Origin of the sequence: Algibacillus agarilyticus (assembly GCF_003286125.1) — a bacterium.
Taxonomy (GTDB): domain Bacteria; phylum Pseudomonadota; class Gammaproteobacteria; order Enterobacterales; family Alteromonadaceae; genus Algibacillus; species Algibacillus agarilyticus.
On sequence record NZ_QMED01000001.1, the window covers coordinates 15529 to 40997 of the forward strand.

Consider the following 25469-nt stretch of genomic DNA (forward strand, 5'->3'; position numbering starts at 1 on the left):
TATTAAAAATAGAATATCAATAATATGTATCAATGACAGCCGAACCAAACAAAACTTGAAGGTTGAACCGATCCAAATACACCGTTAATAATAGTGTGGATTTTATAAATAAACATAAATAGAGGCGGTATATTTATAAATAGTCTATAATATTCATATAGATAAGATATTATAAAGTAAAAAATGTTCAACATGCCAAACGAGTACGTTCATAAATGTGCTCATAATGCCGTAGAAAACGCTATTTTTATTATAGGCACGATGAGAAGTGGTACAGGCTTTTTAGGCTTAAGGCTGAATGAATCATCATCCATTATAGGTTGCCCTTTTGAACTTCGTAGGATTTGGAGCAATGTGGGTAATGTAGCAATTGCGTCAGATGTACAGGGCACCGAATGCCCTTCACTCAACCAAAATAATATAAACCAAGTCCCTATCCCCTCTCTAAAACACGCATTCTCAGAAGAAATTATAAAAAATATAGGATCCAAACCAGTCAATGAAAAAATCCGTTTTCTCAATAAAAACCCTCATTTGTGTAACAAAATAAATTTAGTCGCCGCTTTATTTCCAAAAGCCAAGTTTATTTGGACAATCAGGTCGCTTGATAAAGTAGTCTGCAGTTTAAAGAACTTATTTGAACGACCAGGAATGCAGCAAAGGGGGATTCAGCATGTGTGGCCTAAAACAAACGGAGATAAACAGGCTCGATGTTTTAATGTAAATAAAAATGCATTGAAATCACCACAAACGGGAGAGCGAGTATTCCCCGGCGGCAACATTCGCTATTTAGCCGAATACTGGCTAGAAAGTAATTGCTCTATGATGAATTTTGCAAACCAGCAAGCAGATCGTATTTTGATTGTTCCACAAGATAAGCTATTTACAGAAACAAGAAGAACAACTAAAAAGATAGAATCATTTTTAAACTTAATGGACAATTCATTGTTGAATTTGGAAAATAAGATTGAATACGATTCGATTGAAAATTGGCCATCTCCGTTAAATTTATCAGAGCAGAACACACTAAATGACTTTATGGTTCAAAACGCTTACGAACTAAATCGCATACAAAATTTAATCAACAAAGAGTACACATAATTGATTGTCTCATTAAGAGAGTTCTTTCTCGTCAATAACTTACGTCAAGCAATTGAGTCAGGTGATCTAAAAGACATTAAGCAAGCGAGAGAAATCATACGAGAAATAAAATTATTACAGCTTGAAATTAAAGCCATTCCTAATGATGCTCAAATGCTTCAACTATTAGAATGTATGCATTCCGCAAAGAAAAAAGAGCTAAAAAGCATAGAACAACTTATATCGCAAGCTCAAATGATAGAGAGCACTAAAGAAGAATGAAACTGGCTTTTGTATTCGTCTGCCAAGGAGGAGAGCTAGCGCCTCAAGCTTCTTTATTAGCGGCTTCATTAGATTACTTCCTTCGCATCGATGCTGAAGTTATCGCCGCAGTCCCTAATTACCCCGAAGTATTCCCACCTTCAAAGCAAGTCATTCAATTCTTGAAAAAACTCAATGTTCGGATTGAATATATAGATAACCACATAGACCGAAGATATTTAATTGCCAATAAACTCTCGTGTTTTAATATACAAACGGAAGCAGAACAGCTGATATTTTTAGATTCAGATATTATGTGTATGCGTGAATTTCGTGAAGAAACAAAAATAACCAATGCAGACTTTGCTGCGAGGTTAACTGACTTATCTGACCTAACTCAACTAGAGTGGCAAAAAATATATCAGTACTGTCATTCGGATCTTCCACATTTTAGTTTTAAATCAAGTATTTCCAATGAGGATATGCCTTTATGTTTTAATTCAGGGATTATTGTTACGACAAAAGCTAAACAGCTTTATGCCAAATGGGTAGCTTATGCCAAACATTTAAATAAACCGAGCCTTTTTCCCAAATGCAGGCCTTTCTTAGATCAAATTTCTCTCCCCTTTGCCGTATCATCTTTAGGGTTAAGTTGTCATTTATTAAATCAAGACTTCCACTGGTCTTTACCTTTGCTACCTATTAATAGTCACAAACTGCCACAATTTGTACATTACCATGAACCCATACACTTGCTAGGCGATGATGCATCAACAGGTATAGCAAGGTTATTAATCAAAACATACCCAGAATTAAAGTCTATAATTAGTTGTGATCCCATTTTGTCTTTACTCAATAAACCGAACATAGATTAAAAAATGCAGCCTAAATATAGTTTTAGATTTGTTTGCCAAGGTGGCGGATTAGATATTAAGTCCGCTGTTTTAGCTGCATCTTTGAAACAATACTTACGGTGTTCATATGAAATCATTGCCTGTATCCCCCAAGGTGAACATGTAGCACCTCCACAACCCCGTATATTGAATTTTTTCTACTCTCTAGGAATCAAATGCCAACCAATTGCCAATCCATTAGCAGAAGATTATTTGATAGGCCATAAATTAGCTTGCTTAGCCGTCGCCACTAATTGCTCATGGAAAGTTTTTTTAGATTCAGATATTGTCTGTTTAAAAAACATTGACTCTTTTCATGTTGATGAGAATGTTGACGTTTTTGCTAAATTAGAAGATATGGATCATCATAGTAATGATGAATGGCAAACACTATATACAAAGCTTGAACTTGGACCCCCAGATAAAAAATATAGATCAACGGTGCTCAATCAAGCCATGCCGTTATATTTTAATTGCGGGGTATTAGCAATCAAAAATGTAGTCAACAATTTTGCAGAAGACTGGATAGCTTTAGCTAGAAAAATAGACTTATTTGATAATTTACCTCGGAAACGCCCTAATCTAGATCAAATGTCCTTTGCTACACTAATTATCAAAAATAAAATTAAACACGCACTTTTAACAGAAGCGTTCAACTTTCCAGGCGAATTAAGAACAATAGATCCGATAAATAAACCTTACATTTGTCATTATCACAATCCTATATATTTATTAGCCGATGAAGGCATAGCTAATGTTGTTTTTTCACTATGTGAAGAATATGGCGAGCTAAAAAATATACTAGAAAAATCTGACTTTTGGGTATGGAAACAACTAGCAAAGTAGCCTTATTAAATTAATTAACTAGATTGCCATTTGATGCCCTTTGATGTCATTTCGATGTTTTTATGATAAGCATTTAAAACAAAATCAATGCTATGTTTTAAAGGAATGCAGGGACTCTCCGAATGTTCCCAAGTTGCCTCATATTGATAATTTAAGATAAATGGCTGCATAAAAGGCTTTAAATGCGTGACGTCACTTGATAGAAACCAATTTTTCCAATCACCTGATTTAACTCGTCGCTTACCATAGGCATGTTTCTCTGGAATACTATACTGCCCATGACTATTTAACCCTAACTGGTCACGTAAATCTTCAATACTATTTTGTATAAACATCTCATATTTAATGCAAATACAGCGTTTAGAGAAACACAATACTTCATCAACTAATTTAAGGTCCGTGCTAACCTGCTTGCATACTTTTTCAACCGTCCAGCCAGGGTAAATATTAGCAATCAGATCAAGAAAAGGGGTTTCAATTGGGCTCTCTGACTTTTGTTTTAAATGGTGCAAACGCCTATCTAATTCTTCTTTATCAACACCGTGCATTGCGAACAACATAGAACTAACTAAACGATCTCTCGGATCCCGCACTAAAACGATCACATGATCAAATTTTTCAATCAGAGGGGATAAGCTTTCCATACGAGAAGAGTCAATTATAACCTTTGCTATACATTGGGAAGGTAAGTCTTTTAGTTTTAATAAATCAATTGAAGGTTCAAAAATTTCGAGCGTGCTCTTAGGCATCTCAGCTAAGATTTGATAATACAAAGCCGTACTACCACTGCGGCTTAATGATAAAATTAAAATTCGCATATTGTTACTTTCCCTAATGACATAGCTAAATTCAACAAATACAGTAAATTCGCATACCAAATAAATTGATATATTAAAAATATTAAACTAAGTTTCAATAACTTACAAAAAATAAAACGGCGTTTAAGTTTAGCTGGTTATTGATATTTTTATCAAAAATATGCTTATGAAACGTCCATATAACAGCTCTAATAAAGAGCATGCTTATATACCCTAGTGACTTTAAAAACTATCGATTAATTACAATGATAAATAAAAAAAATAATAAAACACATTTACCCATGCTTACAGGCCAGCGATGGCTGATTATCTTCAATAATTACAGTCATTTATTTCAAATAATGGGTGGAACATTGCTGCATAATCAAGAATTTTTAGACGAACTGCATTTAGTCTTTTTATTTGATGAAACCAATAAAACGACGACAGAAAGTTTTAACATCGAAGAAATTAAAAAACATTTACAAGCTGAAATTCATTGTTTATATACTTGCATGGGTGAAAAATGGACCAAGCCTATTCAGAAAAATTTAATTGATTTAATTAATTCAAAGCAAATTGATACGATTTTTACTCCTGCATTAATAAGCTCTCATAATCAAGAGAAAACAGTAACGATAAACACTTGGCAGTTAATCAAGCAGCATAAGATCCAGTTAAGTCTGTATGCTTATATGGAAAAACATCAGGGAATAAACAATAAACTAGTTGATATTACGCCTACCTTTGAATTGAAACAGAAACTCATAAACCAAAGCTTATTGGACCTAAAGCATCCGCGGTGTGTTAATGATGCCCCTATTATCAATACAAATAAACTTAGAAATCATGCCGATATAACCGATGTTCACAGCGAATCATTTTTTCTTTTTCCGAGTCATGTTGACGATATAAGAGAAATTTTTGATCGTGAAGCGTTCAAACATTTAATGAAAGTTGAGGCGATAGCGCTCCCGCTTGTGTCAGTTTTGATCAGAACAAAACAGCGACCATCACTTTTAATTAGAGCGATTCAATCAGTCGTTAATCAACGGTATCAAAATATAGAACTCATTATCGTTAATGACGACGAAAATGAACTCAACATTGATTGGAGACAGGTTGAAGGCCGCTTTAAAGCAATCAAACAAATAGAGCATCAAAAAACTAAAGGAAGAGCGGCAGCGGCAAACAGCTTACTTCAAAGCGCCCAAGGTGAATATTGCATATATCTAGATGATGATGATGAATTCGACCCTGACCATATAGAAAGTCTAGTCAATGAAACGCTATTCTATAATAAAAGTCGAATTTGTTACGCTGGGGTCAGATATATTCAAAATAATACAACGATAAAACATTTTACCGACCCATTTGATAAATGCCGATTTTATACAGGAAACTTCATTCCAATTCACGCTGTATTATTTCCTCGCCTTCCGACTGTATATCGTTGCAAATTTGATATAAATTTAGATCAATTAGAAGATTGGGATTTTTGGTTACAGCTTTCAAGTATGTATCCTTTCCATTACACAGGAAAAACATCTGCTAGTTATCATGCGGAAGGTAATTCGGGCTGTGCACCTCAAGCACCTATAACACAATACAGAGTAGATACTCACCATAGCGTGATTTTACGCTGGTTAAATGAGTTTTATCTGTGGGTTACGGCCTTACCGACAACGTCCAATGTATCGTCACTGATTGAAACATTCAACCTTGTAGGGCAAGTACAAAACGCTGAAAAGCTTTTTAATAAATACGTTAATGTATTTAGCGGTGTCGAACTACCGGCTCTTTGGATTAAGATATTACTGTCAAAAAATGAGCTTAATAAAGCGGAAGAAATAGCGGATCAGTACTTAACCATTTCAGACTCTTTTGAGGCACTATTAGTACAAGGCGAATTAAAACTAGCTCAAAACAAAAAGCAAAATGCGCTACAGTATTTTCAACAAGCAAAGCAAGTAGCTCCTCATAATTTAGATATTTCACTTAAGCTTTGTAACCTATATGCGAATTTAGGTTTATTTAGTCAAGCATTACATGAAAGTGAATTCGCGTTACAAAATACATCAACTAATTCAAGTCTTTATAAATTTGCAGGCCAACTCTCATTAGAGCTAAAAAATAATGAAAAAGCATTAAATTATTTGGAATGTGCTTTTTTATTGAATAACGAATTAGAAGATCTTCATTATCATTTAGGTTTATTATTACAAAAAAAACAACGCCCCTTTAAAGCACTGTATTGCTTATATATTGGTGCACATAAATACCCCAACAATTCGCAAGTTCAACAAAGCTTAGATACTCAGCTCAAATATTTAAATAGCATACCGACCATAAAACCAAAGGTCGAGGCCACCACAGCCATAGTGATAGTCAATTACTATGCACAGGCACTTCTACTCGATTTACTTGACAACATTCAAGAACAAATTGACGAATTAGAGACTCAAGTAGAAGTCATTATCGTCGACAATGGAAGCACCCGAACCGAGCAAACATTATTTAAACAGTTGCCAGTAAAATACATATTCAGTAAAACTAATATCGGCTACGCTGGTGGCGTTAACCTTGGTGTGAAACATACACAAGCTGATTATATATTTTTAATGAACCCAGATTTAAAATTAACACCCAACTGTCTTAAAACACTGCTTAAGCATTTACAAAACGGCGCGGCTACCGTTGCGCCCAAGCTATTTTGGGACGATGAAAAAACGGTTATTTGTGCACCAACACCAAAGAGAACATTTGCTTGTGAATTACTCGCAGCCAATTGGAACACGAATAAAAAAATAAACAGCTTTAATCAAATCATGTGGCGGCAACATGCTTATCGTTTTTGGCAAGCTAAAGAACCAATAATAGGCTTTGAGCTATGTGGCGCTTTTCTCGGAATACGCAGAGATGTATGGAATAAAGTTGGAGCGTTTGATGAAAAATATCAGCTTTATTTTGAAGAGACCGAATGGCTTCAACGCTTAAAAAATCATGGGTTCAATGCTTATTACGTTCCACAAGCGGAAGCTATCCATTACTATAATCAAAGTTCGCGAAAACAACCTAAAGCCGCTCTTTGGTTCGCTGAATCAGCTAAGCGTTATTATGAACAGCAATTCGGTCCATACGGTCAACCCATTTTATCGGCTAAACCGAAAGTCCCTCAACAGCTCAAGTTAACTTTTAATCGTATTGGCAGTGAGCTACCTTGTATCGATCTTACGCTTTACTCAGAATCCGCTCATTGGCTTGAAGTATCACAATCGCCATCAGGAGTCACATCTAGTGCTATCAATATTAAAAATTTACAAAAATGGTCATTACCTAAATCGATGTGGGACAAACTAACTGATGGGCAATATTACTTGTTCTTATTGAATGAGAGTAAACAGGAGTTGGCTCGTTTTGTGTTTGAAAAGCAAATCACTGTTCAGTCATGATCTTAACCCCCCCTCCGAAGGTATTTAATCATAAATGAAGATTCATATTATTCAGCATGGGTTAAAAGATAAATCGGCACATGAGTTCCCTGAACTTATAGGTTGGAAGCAATTGTTTTTTGACCAAAAACAAGAACATTATATTTATTGCCACTCTTCAGCGCCAACTGAATGGCAAGAAAAATATGATGTAATTCCATCTTTTAATTTAATTCCTGAGCACACATTCGCCGCACCAGAAGGGCTAACCGAGCTTTATGATTTTTGTGAAAAATCAAGACATTTTGGTTTGGCTTGCCAAAATATTGATGGGAAAAATTTGCAAGCAGATGACTTAATCATCGTGAGCTACGCGCTTGAAGCTGAAATTTACGGCGTTGCACAATGGTTACAGACTTTACCCAAAAACAAACAGCCTTTCGTCGCATTTATTATCCATAGACAACATTTTGCTACTAAATTGTCAGAAGATAAAAAAAGCATTTCTGTACCAGAAGGTTATTATAACCTCGCCGCTAATGCATTAAGAGAAGCATATTCAGAATTCAAAACGGCTGTTTTCACATTAAATAACAACCGATTAGCACAATACATCCATCAGACGACTCAGTTACCCTGTTACCCTATTCCTTATCATATAGAAAGCCACAAGCTACAAAGTAGAAAGGCCATACCGACGATTTATGATATTAGTTTCATCGGACAATATCGACCAGAAAGAGGAACTCAATTAATACCTCAAATTATTAATCAGCTTTTAACTGTTTTGCCAACAAAAAAAATATTTTTACAAGTTACAGAGGCTTATGAATACGAAAACGTGGCCGCTTGGTTTTTTAAAATAGGTTCACCAAAAAATTTGATCATTCATTATGGTTCATTAGAAAGACAATCATTTATCGAAATTATCCAGCAGAGTAAATTGATTGTATTAGCATACTATTGGCAGCGATATTTAATGCGCAGTTCAGGTGTATTTGCAGACGCGGTCTCTTTAGCAAAACCGACAGTGATCCCAGCACAATCTCTAATGGTGGACCAAATCAAAGCAGTTAAAGGCGCTGCAGTTGCATTTAATAGTTTCTCAGAAGCAAGTATTACTCAAGCTATAATTCAAGCTATATCTCAAATAGAACAATTAACAATACAAGCCCAAATAGCCTCTCAAAACTGGCAAAAAGAAAACTCACCTAATCAAGCAATAAATGTCATAAAAGCTAAATTAGGCATGTGAAATTTTACTCTCCTTTAACCTCGTTAGATTCATTGAAAATGAGAATCAAAAATTGGGTATATTTCATTTTAATCCAGGTAGTACGCTAAATAGATGAAAGTTTGCTTTAATACTTTTAGAAAAAGCGGTTAAGGCTAAGCTTGTCAAAAGTATGACCAATGTAAAATCCATTAAAATAGCTCAATACTCGCTCCTCGCTATACATCCGGTATATTCAGTTTTACACTGCAGATTATTTGAAAATATTAGCGTCAAGAAATCTAATTAAAGAAAGCAATTAGATTTGATTCTCACAAACGGCTTTCTAACAATTTCTAATTACGCACACAACTTGGCACTGGGTATTGAAGTTCTTCTGGGAACAGGCACATTTTGTCGTCACAGGCTTGGACCTTAAGCACGATCAACGTTCGGTCAATTAAGTATGGAAGCTCACCGTTAATGACTAACTCACCTTCGTACAAGCTTAATTCTTCGGCTGAAAACCCGACACGCAGGTTTGAACCGATTGGGTATTCAATATTTACACGCTGAGCCTCAGCATTTTTTAGTTGAATACGCTCCACTAACGTCGCTTTAAGATGTGATTGTATGGGTTGATGCGAGTTGATATGCCAACCTTCCTCAAGCTTAATATGAATTGCCAAGTCCATATCTCCTTTACAGTGATGACCACTCGATATATCAAAAGTTACCTTACCGGCTCCACCCGCAAAGTATTGAACAGCTTGCATAGATTGAGTATCCAGTGCCAATAAGCTTTTTGCAACGCCACCGGCACTGCCAATATCTTGTTGCGTAAATTGAGATTGAATGCCTTTTTGAATTTTGTGCAAATGATGCTGCCAGTCTGTTGCACCACCAAAAGCAGAGTTATTGGTCATTGTTCGGATCCGCGTTAATAACTGCAAAACTGCCGAATTAGCTGAAAGCGTTTCACCATCAACTAACACATTTTGTTCACGCAGATTTGTCGCTTTTACTTGCCGTTTATCAAGAGAAAGATAAACCCCGGCTTCGGTATCGAATTGATTCACAATAATATTGGCTAGCTGTAAAGCGGTTGTTTTCCAATACACATTACCGGTAATATTATACAAATCTAAAATAGCATTCGCGGTAAAAGCATAATCATCCAATCGGCCTAGTGTTGAAAATTGCCCGCCTACCGCATTTCGATATAACGTTTTGTTTTTAAGATCATAATGACGGGCTAATAAACTTTGCATGCCATCTTTCGCCATGTCTAAAGTTGTTTGATCATGAGTAATATTATAAGCAGCGACCAAACCACTGATCATTAAAGCATTCCAAGATGCGATCACTTTTTTATCGATAAATGGTTTTGGCCAATGATGTCGAGCGTCTAACAACGCTTTTTGCGCATTGTTATTAGCAACTGAAAAAGGGGTTTTAAATGTTACACCAAATAATGTATCAGAGAATCGATAAGGCTTAAGTACATCCGCTAGCGTGTTGGTGTTGGTGTTGGTGTTGGTGTTGGTGTTGGTTAATAACGTAGACTCTAACTCTTGAGCTTGCCAAAGGTAAAAACCGCCTTCTTGCGCTTTATATACCGCGTCAACTGCGCTACCAAACCCTATATTCGGTTGATAAAACCAATGGCGTACAAAATCCACGACATGTTGCAACAACGCTTTATATTTAGGATCACCAAAAATAGAATAGGCTTGGCTATAAACAGATAACATTAGCCCTTGGTTGTATAACATTTTTTCATAATGCGGGACTTGCCAACGAGCATCTGTTGAATAACGATGAAAACCACCATTAACATGATCGTACAAACCATGAGTCATCATTTGATCAAGCTGTAATTTGACCAACTTGGCTAAATCTGGCATATCATTACGTGCAAGAAACGCCAGCTGAAATAATAAAGAAGCCTCAGTCGGAAATTTATTCAAACCTTTAAATCCGCCAAATTGCGGATCTAATCTCGATACTAAGGTTTTCATCGCCCCAGTTAATAGGATCTTGTCCCACACTAAATCATCCGCATGCTGGGTAGTGGCATTATTTGTGTTAGCACGAGCAGAAGTGATCAAACTCACTAATTGCTTAGCGCTCATGTTTAACATACTTGGGTTTTGTTGCCATACCCGTTGTGTGTTATCCAACAGTAAGCTCAATTTTTCTCTTGTTAAATATGAGCCAATAAATATAGGCTCACCGGCTGCATTCAATATAGCGGTAATTGGCCACCCTGCTCGACCCGTTAAAGCCTCTAAAATTTGCTTATAATGCTGATCAATAATAGGCGAAAGCTCTCGGTCGACTTTAACCGAAATATAATGTTCGCCAAGTTGCTGAGCAATGCCTAAATCAACAAAGCTTTCGGCTTCCATTACATGGCACCAGTGGCAGGTAGAGTAACCAATTGAGAGAAAGACTAACTTACCGGTCTTTTTAGCGTCTTCAAATACAGCAGGACGCCAAGCCTGCCAATTGATAGGATTAGTCGCGTGCCGAAATAAATACGGCGATTCTTGTTCTACTAAGGCGTTTAAGTATGCTGGGGGATTGTGCTGACTTGGATCACCCAGTGAAAAACGTGGGTATTTGTTAATGTAACTTTTTTGCCAATCAGCAAATGTTGCTTTGGAAATATTTGCGCCTATCGACGGTGATGATCGCGTATCCGCAGCATAAGCAGCCGAATCAACAAAACTGTTAATAATCGTAGCCAGCATCAATGCAATGAGACACCTAGCCGGTGTGATAAACACTCGAACGTTAAAAAAAAGATAACCCAATCTATTTACCCTTAATGCGCTTCAGTAGGATCATATTGAATCGTTAAACGTTGATTAACCGCGCGCGTTTTTACCTGTTGCTCACGTCCATTTGGCCAAATCACTTTAATAGACAATCCTTTGGCTTTACCCAAACCAACATGCTGAACTTTTGGATGAACCGACATATAGCCAATAGAGCCATGCACTTCACGCCAAACGGTATTGCCTTGCTCTGTTGTTATTTCAAGTCGCGCACCGATGGCATCTAAGTTCACTCCGGCACTTGGCTTACCCACGAGCTTAATTTCAAGCCAATTATGCCCCAGTGCCTCACTGTTGTTACGTAGCACAACAGCCGCTTCATGGTAGTTATTAAGGATCACATCTTGATCGCCATCACCATCATAATCAAGATACACCGCACTACGTGAATTACTTAATAAATCCGTACCACTTTCACGTGAAGCATTAACTAAACGCCCACCTTGATTAGTAAAAAACACATTAGTCTCTTTAAAAGAAACGGGCATTAAAATATCTTTTTTCTCGTTGCTTAACGGGTCAGTGTAATAAGGGTTTTTACTACTATAAAGGTTGAACTCATTCATGCCATTGAGTACATAAAGATCATCATCACCGTCATTATCAAAATCAAAAAAGTCAGCATCCCACGACCAACCTGTAGAAGAGTAACCCCGGCCAACTAAATCGCTCAACGAATATTGTGGTAATCCCGCTGACATGTTTTCAGAATCAACAGATGACGAAGACAAAAATAAATCATTGGCCTCAACCACTCGCATATTTGCTAGCTTTTCAGGGTTAAACTTCATTCGAGTATCTTCGCTTGGCAACACATACTTTTCATCTTTATTCATCGTTACAATATTCGAGATATAAATATCGGGCTTAAAATCACCATTTAAATCCGTTAAACCAATATTCATGGTGTAAGAAGGCTTATCGGTCCCGAGTATGGCAGATACATCTTTAAACTTTCCTGCACCTTGATTTAAATAGTAAGCATTCACGCCAAAATCATTACCCACAATTAAATCTTGTAAGCCATCGGTATTAAAATCGGTATGTGTGACGGCTTGTCCCCAACCTGTATTATCTAAACCACTTTGCTCGGTCACATCTTTAAAAACAAAACCACCCTGATTTTTGAATAATTTATTAGCAATACCATTGGTATTACGACGTTTTAAGCTAGGTAGTTGCCCATTAATATAATCACCAAAATAAGTAATATAAATATCCAATAATCCATCGTTGTCATAATCAAATACAGTAGCTGGACCACCCACTAAATTAACACCGCCCAAGCCACTTTGTGCCGTTACATCCGCAAACGTACCATCGCCCAAATTTTTATAAACGCGATGAGCATCATTCACATAAGTAATTATAATGTCTTGCCAGCCGTCATTGTTAACATCAGCAATAAGAGGTTGGCGTGGCTCACCGGGCGTTTTACTATCGGCTCTGCGCCATTTATCAATACCCGACTTTTGAGTAATGTCGATAAAACGGCCATGTTCATTTTGATAAAGCCGATTGCCTGCCCCGCTCAAAATTAACACATCGGGTAAACCATCATTATTAATATCGCCAGCCGCAACTCCGCCACCACCAAATGCAGGCGGAATAGTCGTCACGCCGGTGTTTTCTCCGGTTGGTAAATAACTCCTTAATAAACGATTTAACCAATCAGATGTTCGATGCTCTATCTTTATCCCTGTTTGCGCTGTCACATCGGTAAAGTAAACATCATCAAAAGTAGACGCTAACGCAGATGAGGCTATATTTTGCGAAGTGGTTACCTCACCGGTTTTTTGACGTTGTTTACTCACAGCCGAATGATTGTCTATTCTTGTTTGTATAAGCGATAAAGCAGAAATAAAATGTGAGTAACTGAGTCGGTCTTTATTCTGTTCGATGGCTAATGTACCGGCTGTACGCCACAACAACACACCAAACTGTGCAATATTTTCAGCTAATAATTCAGCAGAAAACGGGCTAGGCTCCAAAACAGGAATGAATTTTTTATCTTCAATGGCAAATTGTAAATAACGCCAATGCACACCACTGTCTCTAAATGCATCCATATCATAAGCTTCTATCACGACTCGTGACGATCTAGGTAGGTTTGGAAAAAAAATAGCATCTTCATATTCATTAATGGTGTGCGGAATAAATTGCTGTACAGCTTGGTTAACATCAGACTCGGTGATCACTGCATGTCCGTTAGCTAAGGCGTTATTTTGCGATGCTAAATATAAATCACTCGCAAACCCAATTAGCACCTCGGTAAATGAACCTTTTAGTTTTTTACCTTCGGCAGGATCTTGTGGCCAACTCACTCGCGCAAAATACACCTGTAAATTTCTAAAAAACAATTGATTGTTAATGTCATTATAGGCTTCATATGATTTAAGTTTTTGAGCGATGGTTTTCTTTAAAATAACCAGTTCGGCAGGTTGCGTGGGGCGACTTTTTTTAGCGATTTCAGCATCGGTTTTATCCTTATCAGCTTGTGCAAGTTTTTCGAAAAAAGGCTGATTTAAACCAAACCAAATCGATTTTAAATCAGTTGCCCCCACTTGATACTCATTATTCATTCTCGCTTTATTATCTGCCACTTTTAATACCGCTAACGTGTATAAATTAACAACATGCTTAAGGTATTGAATAGCCGGTTGAGACAATAATTTTAACTGCGGTGAAGATAATAATAATTGCTCTTGTTGCACCGCTAACAAAGCACGTAATGAATAAGCAATACTATCGTATTGACGTAAATCACGTTGATGGATGGTAATTTGCGTTTGCCCTGCCAAGTTAACAAGCCAATGCCCTTCTTTATTTTGTGAAAAAGAAAGGTGTGCATGAATAGCTTGCTTTATATCATCAGCACTCATTGCGGATACCGCTAATAGTTCTGCACTGGCTTTTTGCCAAACCAGTCGCGCTAATTGCTTTTGTAAATCATTCTTAATAAAACGAGCTTCATCCGTCAGCGGAGTGCCAAACATGAAATCTTCTAACCGTGAAGCCGTCGCATAACATTTGGGGTCACTTTTAGATTCAAGCGATTCAATTTCAGCGAGGATATTTTGTAAAGATTGAGAATATACCGATGATGAAAATACCGTAATAAACGTCAAAACAACCCACATCGCTGTATATATTTTTTTTGCGGTTTTTAAACACTTCAAATGACCCACTCCTGATAAAGAAAAATTTCACGTTTTAGTTAACGCCAAGCACTTAATATTCTGATGGCTAAACAATCATTTACATGAGCCATTGTAGTATTTGTTAAGGCCGCTTGCCAAGCGTTGTCATGCTAAAGCGCATGTTTAAAAAGCGAGTTAAACATGGGTTAGACTATTTTGTCTTTTTTCTTATATACTAATTTGTATACGCACAATAATAACAATTAAAGCATGGAGCCATATCAGTGCCATTGGAAACAATCCAGCAAGCCGAAATCGCCATTCAAAACAACCAATACCAAACCGCTTTAGACTATTTTAAACAAGCGCATGATAAAGGGGCAACCGAACAACAAACTTTAAAAGGTATTAGTTTTGCCTTGTTTGGCTTAGGTGATGCACAAGGCGCGATAAATCAATTAAACAAATACGTAACGCTGATGCCTAAAGACGGTGAAGCGTGGCGCAATTTAGCCGTTATATTGCTCAAACAAAAACAAGACGATAAAGCCGTTATAGCGCTAACCAATGCGATAAACAATAAAAAAGGCGACCCATTTTGTTGGCTTAATTTAATTCAATGCCATTACCGCTTAACACAATACAGCGATGCATTATTAATATTACATCAAGCTAAAAAAGCGTTACCTAATGAATTACAAATAGGCAAAATTGAGTTTGAAATACAATGTGCGATCGACTCTTTAACGCTATCGCAAACCATAGACCCTCAACCTCTACAAAGACTCACTAAGCTTGCTGAAGAATGGAGCGAGAGCAACCCTTCTGCGGGTATTATTTTAGCATTTAAAGTTTTGCAAAGTGCAGTCACGAGCACACCAGAAACATTGCAAATATTACTTGAGTTGTTTTCAAAGTTTGCTTTTTATTATACCAACATTAACTTATCGTCTTACGGTTATGCTTTTGCCCTGCATTTAAATAAAGAATACGATAAAAGTGTACAGTGGTATTACACCGCAACAGTAACCAACCCCAAAAACGATCAATTATATTTAAATTTAGGGATTGTGCTTCGCCAATTAAACCGACAAGACGAAGCCATTAGCGCTTTAGAGAAATCAGCACAACTCGGTAACCAAAGCGCAAAATTGCATGAAAACCTAGCCATTGCCTATACCGGTGTTGGACGCTTAACAACCGCTATTCAACACTACAAAATCGCTGCCGAGCAAATGGCACACGAACCCAAAGTACGTTTTTCATACGGAATTGTACTCTTACTTAATGGGCAGTTTGATCAGGGTTGGGCAGAATATCAACATAGAATTAATGCCCTTAAATTAGCGCATAAACCGGCTAATACAACAAACTGGACAGGACAATCACTGACCAATAAGCACCTCATTGTGATCCACGAGCAAGGCTTAGGCGACACAATCAACTTTGCACGATACATTCCTCTTCTCACGAGAAGCGCGGCAAAAATCACTTTAAAAGTACAAGCGCCCTTAGTTAATCAATTAAAAAACCTCGTCGGCGCGGGTGACAATTTAACGGTAATTTCAACAAATGAAGTAACAGAGCCCAGTGATTATTTCTGTACTTTAATGGACTTGCCTGGGTTATTTAAAGCCAATATCGCCAATATTCCAACAACCATGCCTTACTTGGCACCAATCGCTGAAAAAGTTAAATTTTGGCAACAAAAATTAAGTACGATCAAAATTAAAAAAGTAGGTTTGGTTTGGGCCGGAAACCCCGGCCATGCCCGCGATAAAGAAAGAAGCCTATCATTAACGCATTTTTCTGCCTTGTTTAATGAAGACAACGTGCAATTTATTAGCTTGCAAATGGGTGAGCCACTCAAGCAACTCGATGAAGCCACCAATAACAATGTGCTCGACTTCAGTGAAGACATTAATGATTTTTCAGATACCGCCGCCCTAATAAGCCAATTAGATTTAGTGATCACTATCGATACGTCAGTGGCGCATATGGCAGGCGCACTTAATATCCCAACTTGGGTACTGATTAATTTTGTTCCTGATTGGCGCTGGTTAATGCAAGGTCGAAGCTCAATTTGGTATCCAAGCATCAGGTTATTCAGAGAACAAAATTTACACGATTGGAGCGCCGCATTAGCCCAATTACATCATGAATTTGGTTTATGGTTACATGGTGACAATTGGCTCGAAAATGAGCAATTATTTAAAGGTGTTGAGCAAAAAGAATATAACCTTGTTAGAAAAGCCACATTAGCGCGCTTAAAACACAACCCAGAAGATACCGAAGCACTTAGGGCTTTAGCTATGGTTGCAGATAAACAAGAGCAAACATCATTTGCTATTCAGCAGCTCGAAACCTTACTTTATTGGCAACCCTTTGACCTAGATGCCCATATTCGCATTGGCCAGCTGTATCAAAAACAACAAAAATTCGAGCAAGCCTTAACACACTTTTTGACCGCACTGCCGTTGCAAACACATAACCTTAATTTGTATATATTAACCGCACAATGCTTTCACCGATCTCACCGCCAATACGAAGCGATCGCTTTGTATCACAAAGTATTAGAACAACAGCCCAATAATATTGATGCGTTAAGTGAATTAGGCAGCAGTTACAAACAAATAGGACAACATCAAAAAGCCCTTGATGTGTGGCTGCAAGCACAAAAAGTAGCCCCAGATCATATACAAACGCTGATCAGGTTAGGCATGCAACAGCTATTACTGGGTCACTTTAAAGCGGGTTGGCGCCATTACAATGAGCGCTGGAAGACAGACCAATACAGCAAAGACCACATTTATAATACCTGCCCGGTATGGCAAGGTGAAAACGTTGACACCTTACTGATTTATGACGAACAAGGCTTGGGCGATACCTTACAATTTTTACGCTACGTTTGGCCTGCGGCGCAAAAAGCACAAACAATACATTTATTAATTAAAGACAAGTTACACTGTTTATTAAACCCCAATACGAGCTTATTACCTACTAACGTAAACTTAGTGCAAGGCATGACATTTCAAGGGGCTACTGATGCTCATTGCCCTTTGATGGCGCTACCTATCGTCTTAGGCATGGAATCAAACCCACTAGCCGAACAAGTCCCTTATTTACAATCTTCATCGTTACCAAGCTCGACTAACGCGGCATTAACAAACAAACCGCTTATCAAACATAAAACGAACAGCAAAAACACAAATACCACAAATAACACAGAGACAAACGTAAAAGTCGGTTTAGTCTGGGCTGGCAACCCAGAACATTTAAAAGATCAATATCGCAGCATTCCTTTACCCCAATTAAGCCCTTTGTTTGAAACGCCCAACATTAATTGGTACTCGATACAAATGGGAGCCGCAACGGCAGAATTAGCCGAAACAACATTACCGATAACACGGTTAGACGATCAAATAAACGACTTTTCAGACACCGCAAACATAATGCATGAACTTGATTTAGTCATCACTGTTGATACCTCGGTAGCGCATTTGGCCGGCGCACTTAATATACCTTGCTGGGTACTCATTTCTGCCGACCCAGATTGGCGATGGTTACTCAATACAACTAAAAGTCATTGGTATCCTAATATGCGTTTATTCCGACAATCGCACATCTACCAATGGTCGCATGCCATACAAGCAGTAAAAGATGCGTTAGTTGAATTGGCATTAAAGCACAGCCAACATAAGGCCCAAAACGGTGACCAAAACCGTAAACATAACCCTAAAAGTATGAATAAAAAGCACAGCAAACAGGAAAGCCGATATGAGCATTAATACCGAGCAGCAATTTGCCCAAGCCGAATCGCATTTAATGCAAGGTCGCTTCACCCAAGCGCTGACTACTTTTTCGCCTTTAGCGGCAATATATAAACAAAATCCACAATATTTTAAAGCGGTTGCAACCTGCTATTTTGGTTTAAAAGAGTATCAACAAGCTGTTAACGCTTTTGAGCAGGCTTATCAATTAGACCCTAACGATGCCAGTTTATTATCGGGCTATGGCACCGCGTTATATCAAAATAGACAAATTCAAGATGCCGTTGATAAGTTTTGTGTTGCGCTTAATCTGCAACCCGAATCCATCGACACACGCATAAAACTTATCGCCTTGCTTAAAGAATGTGATCATATTCAACAAGCACTCGTGGTTTTGCGAGATGGGTTAAAACATACCCCAAATGACACCACGCTCAATCAATTAAAAATAGAACTATCCGGCGTTGTATCATCAATAGAGCCGCCACCAACCCAGCAAAAGCCACTTAGCAATAATCAACAGCTTGAACAACTTTGGCAAAACCGAAAATTAGATCAATTGTTAGAAGCCGCCATAGAACAGCTCAATCAAGAATTAACGACTGAAACAGCTGATGAGTTAATCGTTTACCTCAATAAAGTAAGCGAAGTACAACCTTTTTGGTGGCAAATTTGGCTAACCAAAGCCATGTGTTTACATAAAACCAACCGGGTTAAACAATCACTGGCTTTTTATCGTCAAGCGCTCGAAATCGATAACACGCAGTATGATTTATTACTTAATGCAGCAGTTGCATTTAACAGCCAATTTGAATTTAAAGCCGGCCAATATTGCTTAGATCGAATGCAGTATTTAGGTTTTGCGTTACCGATAAAAGCGTTAACCAGTTTGGGATTTTCTTTATTAGAAACTGGTCAATACGATAAAGCACTCAACGCTTATCAAACTGCACTCGCCAAAAAACCAGATGAAAACTCAGCCGCGTTCTCAATCAGTTTAATCCATCTAACGCAAGGTGACTTCTTAAAAGGTTGGCAAGCATATCGTTTACGTTTACCCAATATATCGCAATACAACCGAGCACTAAAACACAATATTCCGGTTTGGCAAGGCGAATCACTCAGCGAAAAAACATTAGCGATAGTGTATGAGCAAGGTCATGGCGACACCATTCAATTTATGCGTTTTATTCCGCAGCTTTGCCAACAAGCAAAACGGGTTATTTTTCAAGTAAACCCACTGATAGCCAATTTGATTGAACATTTTGTTCGTGATGTTCCTAATATCGACATCATAACCAGCAATGTAAACACTGGAGATTATTTGGTAAGTTTAATGGAACTAGGCCAAATATTGTCGCTCGATCAACATAAAATAGCGCGTTCATGCTCGACTTATCTCGATGCCCCACAAGCAAAAATAAACCAATGGCAAAAACGATTTAACCAAACGGATAAAATTAAAATAGGCATTGCATGGTCGGGCAACCCCGATAATAAACGTGATCTTATTCGCAGCATTTCATTTGAAAATATCGCCCCGTTGTTGGCGCTTAATGGCGTGCAATTTTATTCTTTACAAATCGACAATGCGATCCCTGCCCCATTTGATGAGTTCATTATAGATTTATCGGCTGAAATAAATGACTTCACCGACACGGCCGCTATTATTCAGCATCTTGATCTGGTGATCTCAGTCGATACAGGCGTCGCGCATTTAGCCGCAGCCATGGGAAAACCCGTATGGATGATGATAAGTTATGTGCCCGATTGGCGTTGGTTACTCGATCGTAACGATAGCATTTGGTATCCGAGTGTGACTTTGTATCGACAAACACAAAACCAACATTGGCAGCCAGTAATCAAACAACTCCATGATGATTTAATCAGTCGCTTCAATATACAATCAACAACAGAACACCACCTTAGCTTGTTACTATCGCAACAACATCATCGTTATGCATTAACACAAATACACAACCACGAAATGAGTCAAGCTGACTTAACAACTGAAATGTACTATCAAAAAGTACAAGCATTAGTCGGTACAAATCAACATGAAGCCGCGCTTGAACTCGCACTTCAAATTACGCAAGCCACCATACCTAAAGCTCATAATGTGTATTACCAAGGTGTTGTCGCCACACAAACACACGATTATAAACAATCGTTTGATTGGTTAGCCCAAGCTTTTGCGTTAATGCCCACTAACATAGACTGGTTACTCAACTTAACAAAATGTGCAACCAAATTAGGACGCACAGGTTTTGCACTTGAACTTATCGCGATCGCCGAAAAAAGTGTGGGTTACCATCATCAGCTCATACTACAAAAAGCCTATGTGCATATGTGTAATCATGAGTTAGACCAAGCCGAAATAGTGCTGCAAAAAGGCTTAATTCAAGATCCACAATTTCAAGGTTACCAATTTGCGCTTTCGCAGTTGCATTTATTTCAACAAAATTTCACCACGGCTTGGCGTTGGTTTGAACAGCGCCCGATTGATAAAAAAACAGCCCAAATAAAAAACAACGCCATATTGCCTGAATGGCGAGGTAATAAAGTACAAACAGCCGAGCACAAAAAATGTTTATTCGTTTATGGTGAACAAGGCATAGGTGACCAAATTATGTGCCTGCGCTATTTACCTTTATTGCTAACCTATTTTGACAAGATCAATTTACACATTCATGCCTCTTTGCCAACATTGATCAAAAACAGTTTAAGCCCAGCACACCAACAACAGGTTAATTTTGTGACCGGAGAGACGATCCCTGCCGATGCTGATTTTTGTATATCGCTGTATAGCTTGCCTTATAAGTTGCAAAATAATTGGCACTATTCCAACTTTGGTCAAGCGTATTTAACCAGCAAACCGACACACAAGCGTCAAATTTCGCAATGGGTAACAACCAACCAAAATAAACTAAAAATAGGCTTAGTCTGGCAAGGCAGTAAACAGCATGAACGCGACGATGAAAGAAGTATTTCTCTTGAAAATTTCTTACCCATACTCGATTTAGAAGCCTGTGCATTTTGCAGTTTACAAATAGATAATCACGACTTAACACAACAAAAAACAAACCACGCCATGGGTAAAATAGCTGATTTCTCTGCGGGTATTCAAAACATGAATGATACAGCCAGTTTAATCAATCAACTGGATTTAGTCATTTCGATTGACTCAGCCGTTGCCCACCTTGCGGGCGCACTCGGTGTACCTTGTTGGTTATTAGTGTCATACCTACCCAACCCAAGATGGCTAATCACCGGAGAAAAAAGCAACTGGTACAATAGCATCACGTTATTTAGGCAGCCTCAAATAGGCGATTGGGAAGCCGTGATAAAACAAGTCGCTCAACAACTTAAAACGACCAAACTCGCAGTCCAGAATTAATCATTTAAAAAGCTTACACGACAAAAAATGGGTCACTTTAACCTTGACCCTGCTCGGTTATTTTAGCTTACCAGCCGAAAAACCGCTGACAGGGTCGGACAAATGAGCCAAACCTATTTATTTAACTTTGACTTCAAAAATTTAAATAACATTCGAACGTTACCTAATCCAATAGGTATTTATTTAGCGAGCGCTTTAGCTGCGCTTCTATTCTATCTTCACCACAGGGTGACGCCCCACTCCACTGATCAATTTTTTCACCATTAGGTAATGTCATGGTTTGAACGTCGTAACACAACCCATCAACTTCAACTAACGCATTTTGATCGGTTATTTTCATATATTCATTTGATTGTAATTGCGTAGGCTGATTAGCTTTTATCGCCCTTCGCTTAGGCAACATAACAGATAGTCCACGTTGTTCACCAATACGGGTAGGCCGCTTTATTGTGCCTAGCCATTTATCTTCATCTTTTTGCAATTGCTTAGTGATCCGTTGCTGCCAATACAGAGTTGATTTAGGTTTTGATTGAGAAGATGATTTAGGTAGTGATTTTGGTTTTGAGACGGTAGCTGGCTTGACAGAAAGATCACTCACAGAAAGCTGAGAGCTAACAGTCGCGGTTGTACTTTTGGCAGGGTTGACGGGAGTTGAATCAACCCATGATTTCATCTTTGCTTTTAATGCTGGTTTTTCTGGTTTTGGTTTGTCTAGTTTTGGTTTATCTCTTTTTAACTTGGGTTTTGACTTAGATTGTATCTTTGGTTTTGCTACCACCTTAACCGATGGCTTTGAAGCGATAACTCGCGGTAATATCGAAACACGAATAGGCGCTCGAATTGGGCCTGCCACCGAATTAGATGACCATACCGATGTATGCTTTGACGAAGCAGAATAGAGTATTTTTTCAGGTTTATCTATTTCCATCAGCACAATAAATAAACTAAACAAAGTAACAACCGCGACCTGATACCGTATCGGTAAACTAAACATCCCTATCTGCCAAAACTCATCTATTAAAAATCAAAAACTATCAGACTCACATAAACTCGTCAGGTTCCTCAGTAAACAAGATAAATATAACAAGAAGCCAAGCCTTTAACATTGAAGAAGGCAAACTAAGCCATCTCTTTCAAATTAACATGCCCATGCTGATTAAATGCTTTTTTAACTATTTGTGGCTTAGCTTTTTCAGTAAATTTGTAACTCATTTTTATTAACTGCTACTAAAAAGTTAGAAGCAACAACAACCCTGATACAACTGATCACCAAATAACGTCGTATAACTACTTAGGCCGACAAGAGGTCGTAAAATTGAACCTGCATTATCGCGTTAACCTTAAATAATAACGATACCAAAACCCAACTGCACGTTAGGTATTCTTTTGTTTTCAAGATATTCACGTATTAACCATTAATGATGATCAAGAATGGGGCGTCAATATCGAAGAAATAAATAGCATTATCATTCATTGCATCGGCAGCATCTATCAAAAAATTCATCCCTAAAAATCCTGCAGAATGTCGGCTAAATCATAGTGTTAATGATAATTTGCTCACCATTTTGGTCACCAATCATGTTTTTATAAGACAAGGTGTTTTTTAAAGCGATAAATAAACGTATTTGTATTGTTTTTGAATGAGCCAGTTGCGGGATATTAGATGAGGGTAAGAAGACAATTTAACCTTTAGCCATAAGGGTATACCGGCGTGATTTGGTCACAATTGGGTCACAAATAGCTAAAACAGTGAGTTAATATTTTTCAAGCTTTAAGGTAAGTATTTGATAGGTAACAAGAAGAAATGGCGGAGTGGACGGGACTCGAACCCGCGACCCCCGGCGTGACAGGCCGGTATTCTAACCAACTGAACTACCACTCCGCGTGGTTGCTTATGCAGGGAAAAATCAATAAACGTGCGTTTAATGAAATGGCGGAGTGGACGGGACTCGAACCCGCGACCCCCGGCGTGACAGGCCGGTATTCTAACCAACTGAACTACCACTCCGCGTGGTTGCATAAAGCATAAAAGTTCTAATTTACTATTTCGATGTTGGCGGAGTGGACGGGACTCGAACCCGCGACCCCCGGCGTGACAGGCCGGTATTCTAACCAACTGAACTACCACTCCGCATATATCGAAATGTAAATTGTTATTAAGCATTGGCGGAGTGGACGGGACTCGAACCCGCGACCCCCGGCGTGACAGGCCGGTATTCTAACCAACTGAACTACCACTCCATTATGCTTAATGGTGAGCCCTAAGACTCGTGCTACTGACGGGGTCTGTCAGAAGCGGGCTGAATATTAAGGTCAGATGGCCGATGAGTCAACCGCTTTTTTACATTTTTTTTAATTATCTTTCATCTGGTAAAGATAGGTCTATTATATCGTCAGATTCTGTTGATTTTTCAGCCCCACCATCCAATGTTAGCTCGTCTTTAGGCTTTTTCTTCGGTAATTTAAATTTTGGAATTTTAAATTTAATCTTTTTACCTGAGCGAAAAAACCAAATAACTAAGATTGAAAGCAACAAAGCAGCAATATTTACGCTAATTAATATGATTAACGCTTTTTCTTCTTTGGCTTTTTGTGCATCTAATGCTTTTTGTGCTTCAATGGCTGCCAAAGCGTCTTGTTTTGCTAGTCGTTCTGCTTCTAATTGTGCAAGCTCTTCTGCTGTGGGTTCTGGTATTGGGGGTGGATCAGCCATAAAAATAAAGGTAGGTGCTTTGATGATCACGTCTCGATCATTTATATCTTTACCAAAACCACTTATTTCAACTTTGTATTCACCATCTTCATAATTCATTAAGGGTTTAACCCGAGGCTCTATCGTTTCATCACCAAGTGAAAATAATTCGATTTCACCATTTGGGAAATACGCTTTACCGTTAAAAACAAATGTCTCAAATTTAATTTTATCGGTTTTAGGGCTAATTTTTAAATGATGAAAGTCGCCATTAACAACCGTTTGATTTACGCTGATCTCAAAAGGTATTGGCTCTAACATAATAGGGTCGAGTGTCACTTCTCGATTAAACAGCGCTAAGTCAAGATACATAGTGGGGATCCATTCACCCCAGGGTAAAGCAAAGCTATATTCCCCTGTAAAGACTCCATCTTTAGGGTATTCATCAAAACCTTTGCCATCGTCATAAAATGTGCCGACTACTTTTGTATCAGCACCAAAATTTTCATATTCACTGTTATTTGTACTAGCAAACGTAACGTCTAAGGCGACGACATCACTAAAGCTTTTATAATCGATTGGCTTACCATTACTGGTTAAGTTGGCATTGAGTTTGAGCGTTTCACCTTGAAAGATTAATGCCGGTAAAGGATCGGCGTGTAATTCAATATCTGATAACACCATCACTTTGTTGTTTGGTTGCATTTTGCCTACAACTTGCCAAGGCCCGATCATTGGGTTGGTTAAATGCACCATATCGAATGTATCAGAATCATACCAGTGGCCTTCGGAATCAGGCATGGTAGCAGCATAGAGTTTGCTGCCATCGGGTCGGATCAATATAACGGGGACAGAGCCGTATTTACGGAAAAAAATAAAGGTCGCTTCTTCAACGGCATAATCAATTCTAAACCGATTTTCAAGCAATTTAATACCATTAAATTGCCCTTCAACATCGAGTAATTTAATGGCATCAAGAACCGTTGGATCTTCGCCAGGCCATTCTAGTTTTGGCTTAGCGTTTAATGCCGAGGTTTGACCGACAAAGATAATAAAAGTAATTAAAATAGCCCCAAGGCGGCTCATGTTATGTCCTATATTATTAA

General features: G+C 38.2%; 13 protein-coding genes and 4 tRNA genes. 8 read left to right on the forward strand and 9 right to left on the reverse strand.

The window, feature by feature from the left end; all coding sequences use genetic code 11:
* Positions 1 to 183 precede the first annotated feature (183 nt).
* The 4 genes from DPX34_RS00030 to DPX34_RS00045 are packed head-to-tail and all read left to right on the forward strand — an operon-like array spanning position 184 to position 3080.
* Positions 184 to 1101 (forward strand): sulfotransferase, encoded by a 918-nt coding sequence (locus tag DPX34_RS00030; protein ID WP_111976371.1) that lies wholly within the window; start codon positions 184 to 186, stop codon positions 1099 to 1101.
* Complete coding sequence (locus DPX34_RS00035; protein ID WP_111976372.1) at positions 1102 to 1362, forward strand: hypothetical protein; 261 nt, start codon at positions 1102 to 1104, stop codon at positions 1360 to 1362. It abuts the gene before it with no gap.
* The gene (locus DPX34_RS00040) at positions 1359 to 2216 is read left to right on the forward strand and encodes a GT-B fold glycosyltransferase domain-containing protein (protein WP_111976373.1); all 858 of its coding nucleotides are present in this window, start codon (positions 1359 to 1361) and stop codon (positions 2214 to 2216) included. The genes DPX34_RS00035 and DPX34_RS00040 overlap by 4 nt, the downstream gene beginning before the upstream one ends.
* A gap of 3 nt (positions 2217 to 2219) precedes the next feature.
* Entirely contained in the window at positions 2220 to 3080 is an 861-nt protein-coding gene (locus tag DPX34_RS00045) for a GT-B fold glycosyltransferase domain-containing protein (RefSeq protein WP_111976374.1), read from the forward strand.
* A 14-nt stretch (positions 3081 to 3094) separates the two neighbouring features.
* Here DPX34_RS00045 and DPX34_RS00050 read toward each other — a convergent pair whose 3' ends face one another.
* Complete coding sequence (locus DPX34_RS00050) at positions 3095 to 3898, reverse strand: sulfotransferase family protein (RefSeq protein WP_111976375.1); 804 nt, start codon at positions 3896 to 3898, stop codon at positions 3095 to 3097.
* A 245-nt stretch (positions 3899 to 4143) separates the two neighbouring features.
* On the opposite strand from DPX34_RS00050, the gene DPX34_RS00055 reads away from it, so the two are divergent.
* Together DPX34_RS00055 and DPX34_RS00060 are read left to right on the forward strand one after the other, a co-directional pair.
* Complete coding sequence (locus tag DPX34_RS00055) at positions 4144 to 7329, forward strand: glycosyltransferase (protein ID WP_198673587.1); 3186 nt, start codon at positions 4144 to 4146, stop codon at positions 7327 to 7329.
* Positions 7330 to 7363: 34 nt separating this feature from the next.
* Positions 7364 to 8563 carry a hypothetical protein gene (locus DPX34_RS00060; RefSeq protein ID WP_111976377.1) on the forward strand — a complete coding sequence of 400 codons (1200 nt, stop codon included), beginning with the start codon at positions 7364 to 7366 and terminating at the stop codon, positions 8561 to 8563.
* A 314-nt stretch (positions 8564 to 8877) separates the two neighbouring features.
* Here DPX34_RS00060 and DPX34_RS00065 read toward each other — a convergent pair whose 3' ends face one another.
* Entirely contained in the window at positions 8878 to 11277 is a 2400-nt protein-coding gene (locus DPX34_RS00065; protein WP_111976378.1) for a thioredoxin domain-containing protein, read from the reverse strand.
* 74 nt (positions 11278 to 11351) lie between these two features.
* The gene (locus DPX34_RS00070; RefSeq protein WP_111976379.1) at positions 11352 to 14543 is read right to left on the reverse strand and encodes a CRTAC1 family protein; all 3192 of its coding nucleotides are present in this window, start codon (positions 14541 to 14543) and stop codon (positions 11352 to 11354) included.
* A gap of 245 nt (positions 14544 to 14788) precedes the next feature.
* On the opposite strand from DPX34_RS00070, the gene DPX34_RS00075 reads away from it, so the two are divergent.
* Both DPX34_RS00075 and DPX34_RS00080 read left to right on the forward strand, forming a co-directional pair.
* Positions 14789 to 18292 (forward strand): tetratricopeptide repeat protein, encoded by a 3504-nt coding sequence (locus DPX34_RS00075; RefSeq protein ID WP_111976380.1) that lies wholly within the window; start codon positions 14789 to 14791, stop codon positions 18290 to 18292.
* Complete coding sequence (locus DPX34_RS00080) at positions 18282 to 21671, forward strand: tetratricopeptide repeat protein (RefSeq protein ID WP_111976381.1); 3390 nt, start codon at positions 18282 to 18284, stop codon at positions 21669 to 21671. Before DPX34_RS00075 ends, DPX34_RS00080 begins: the two co-directional genes overlap by 11 nt.
* 163 nt (positions 21672 to 21834) lie before the next feature.
* Here DPX34_RS00080 and DPX34_RS21655 read toward each other — a convergent pair whose 3' ends face one another.
* From DPX34_RS21655 to DPX34_RS00115, 6 genes are all read right to left on the reverse strand, one after another.
* Positions 21835 to 22665 carry a hypothetical protein gene (locus tag DPX34_RS21655; RefSeq protein ID WP_157964572.1) on the reverse strand — a complete coding sequence of 277 codons (831 nt, stop codon included), beginning with the start codon at positions 22663 to 22665 and terminating at the stop codon, positions 21835 to 21837.
* 811 nt (positions 22666 to 23476) lie between these two features.
* Positions 23477 to 23553: transfer RNA gene (locus tag DPX34_RS00095), tRNA-Asp, on the reverse strand.
* Positions 23554 to 23602: 49 nt separating this feature from the next.
* A tRNA-Asp gene (locus DPX34_RS00100) sits at positions 23603 to 23679 on the reverse strand.
* A 46-nt stretch (positions 23680 to 23725) separates the two neighbouring features.
* Positions 23726 to 23802 (reverse strand) — tRNA-Asp (locus tag DPX34_RS00105).
* A 33-nt stretch (positions 23803 to 23835) separates the two neighbouring features.
* Positions 23836 to 23912, reverse strand: a tRNA-Asp gene (locus DPX34_RS00110).
* Positions 23913 to 24027: 115 nt separating this feature from the next.
* Positions 24028 to 25449 (reverse strand): TIGR03503 family protein, encoded by a 1422-nt coding sequence (locus DPX34_RS00115; protein ID WP_111976384.1) that lies wholly within the window; start codon positions 25447 to 25449, stop codon positions 24028 to 24030.
* Positions 25450 to 25469: the final 20 nt, after the last annotated feature.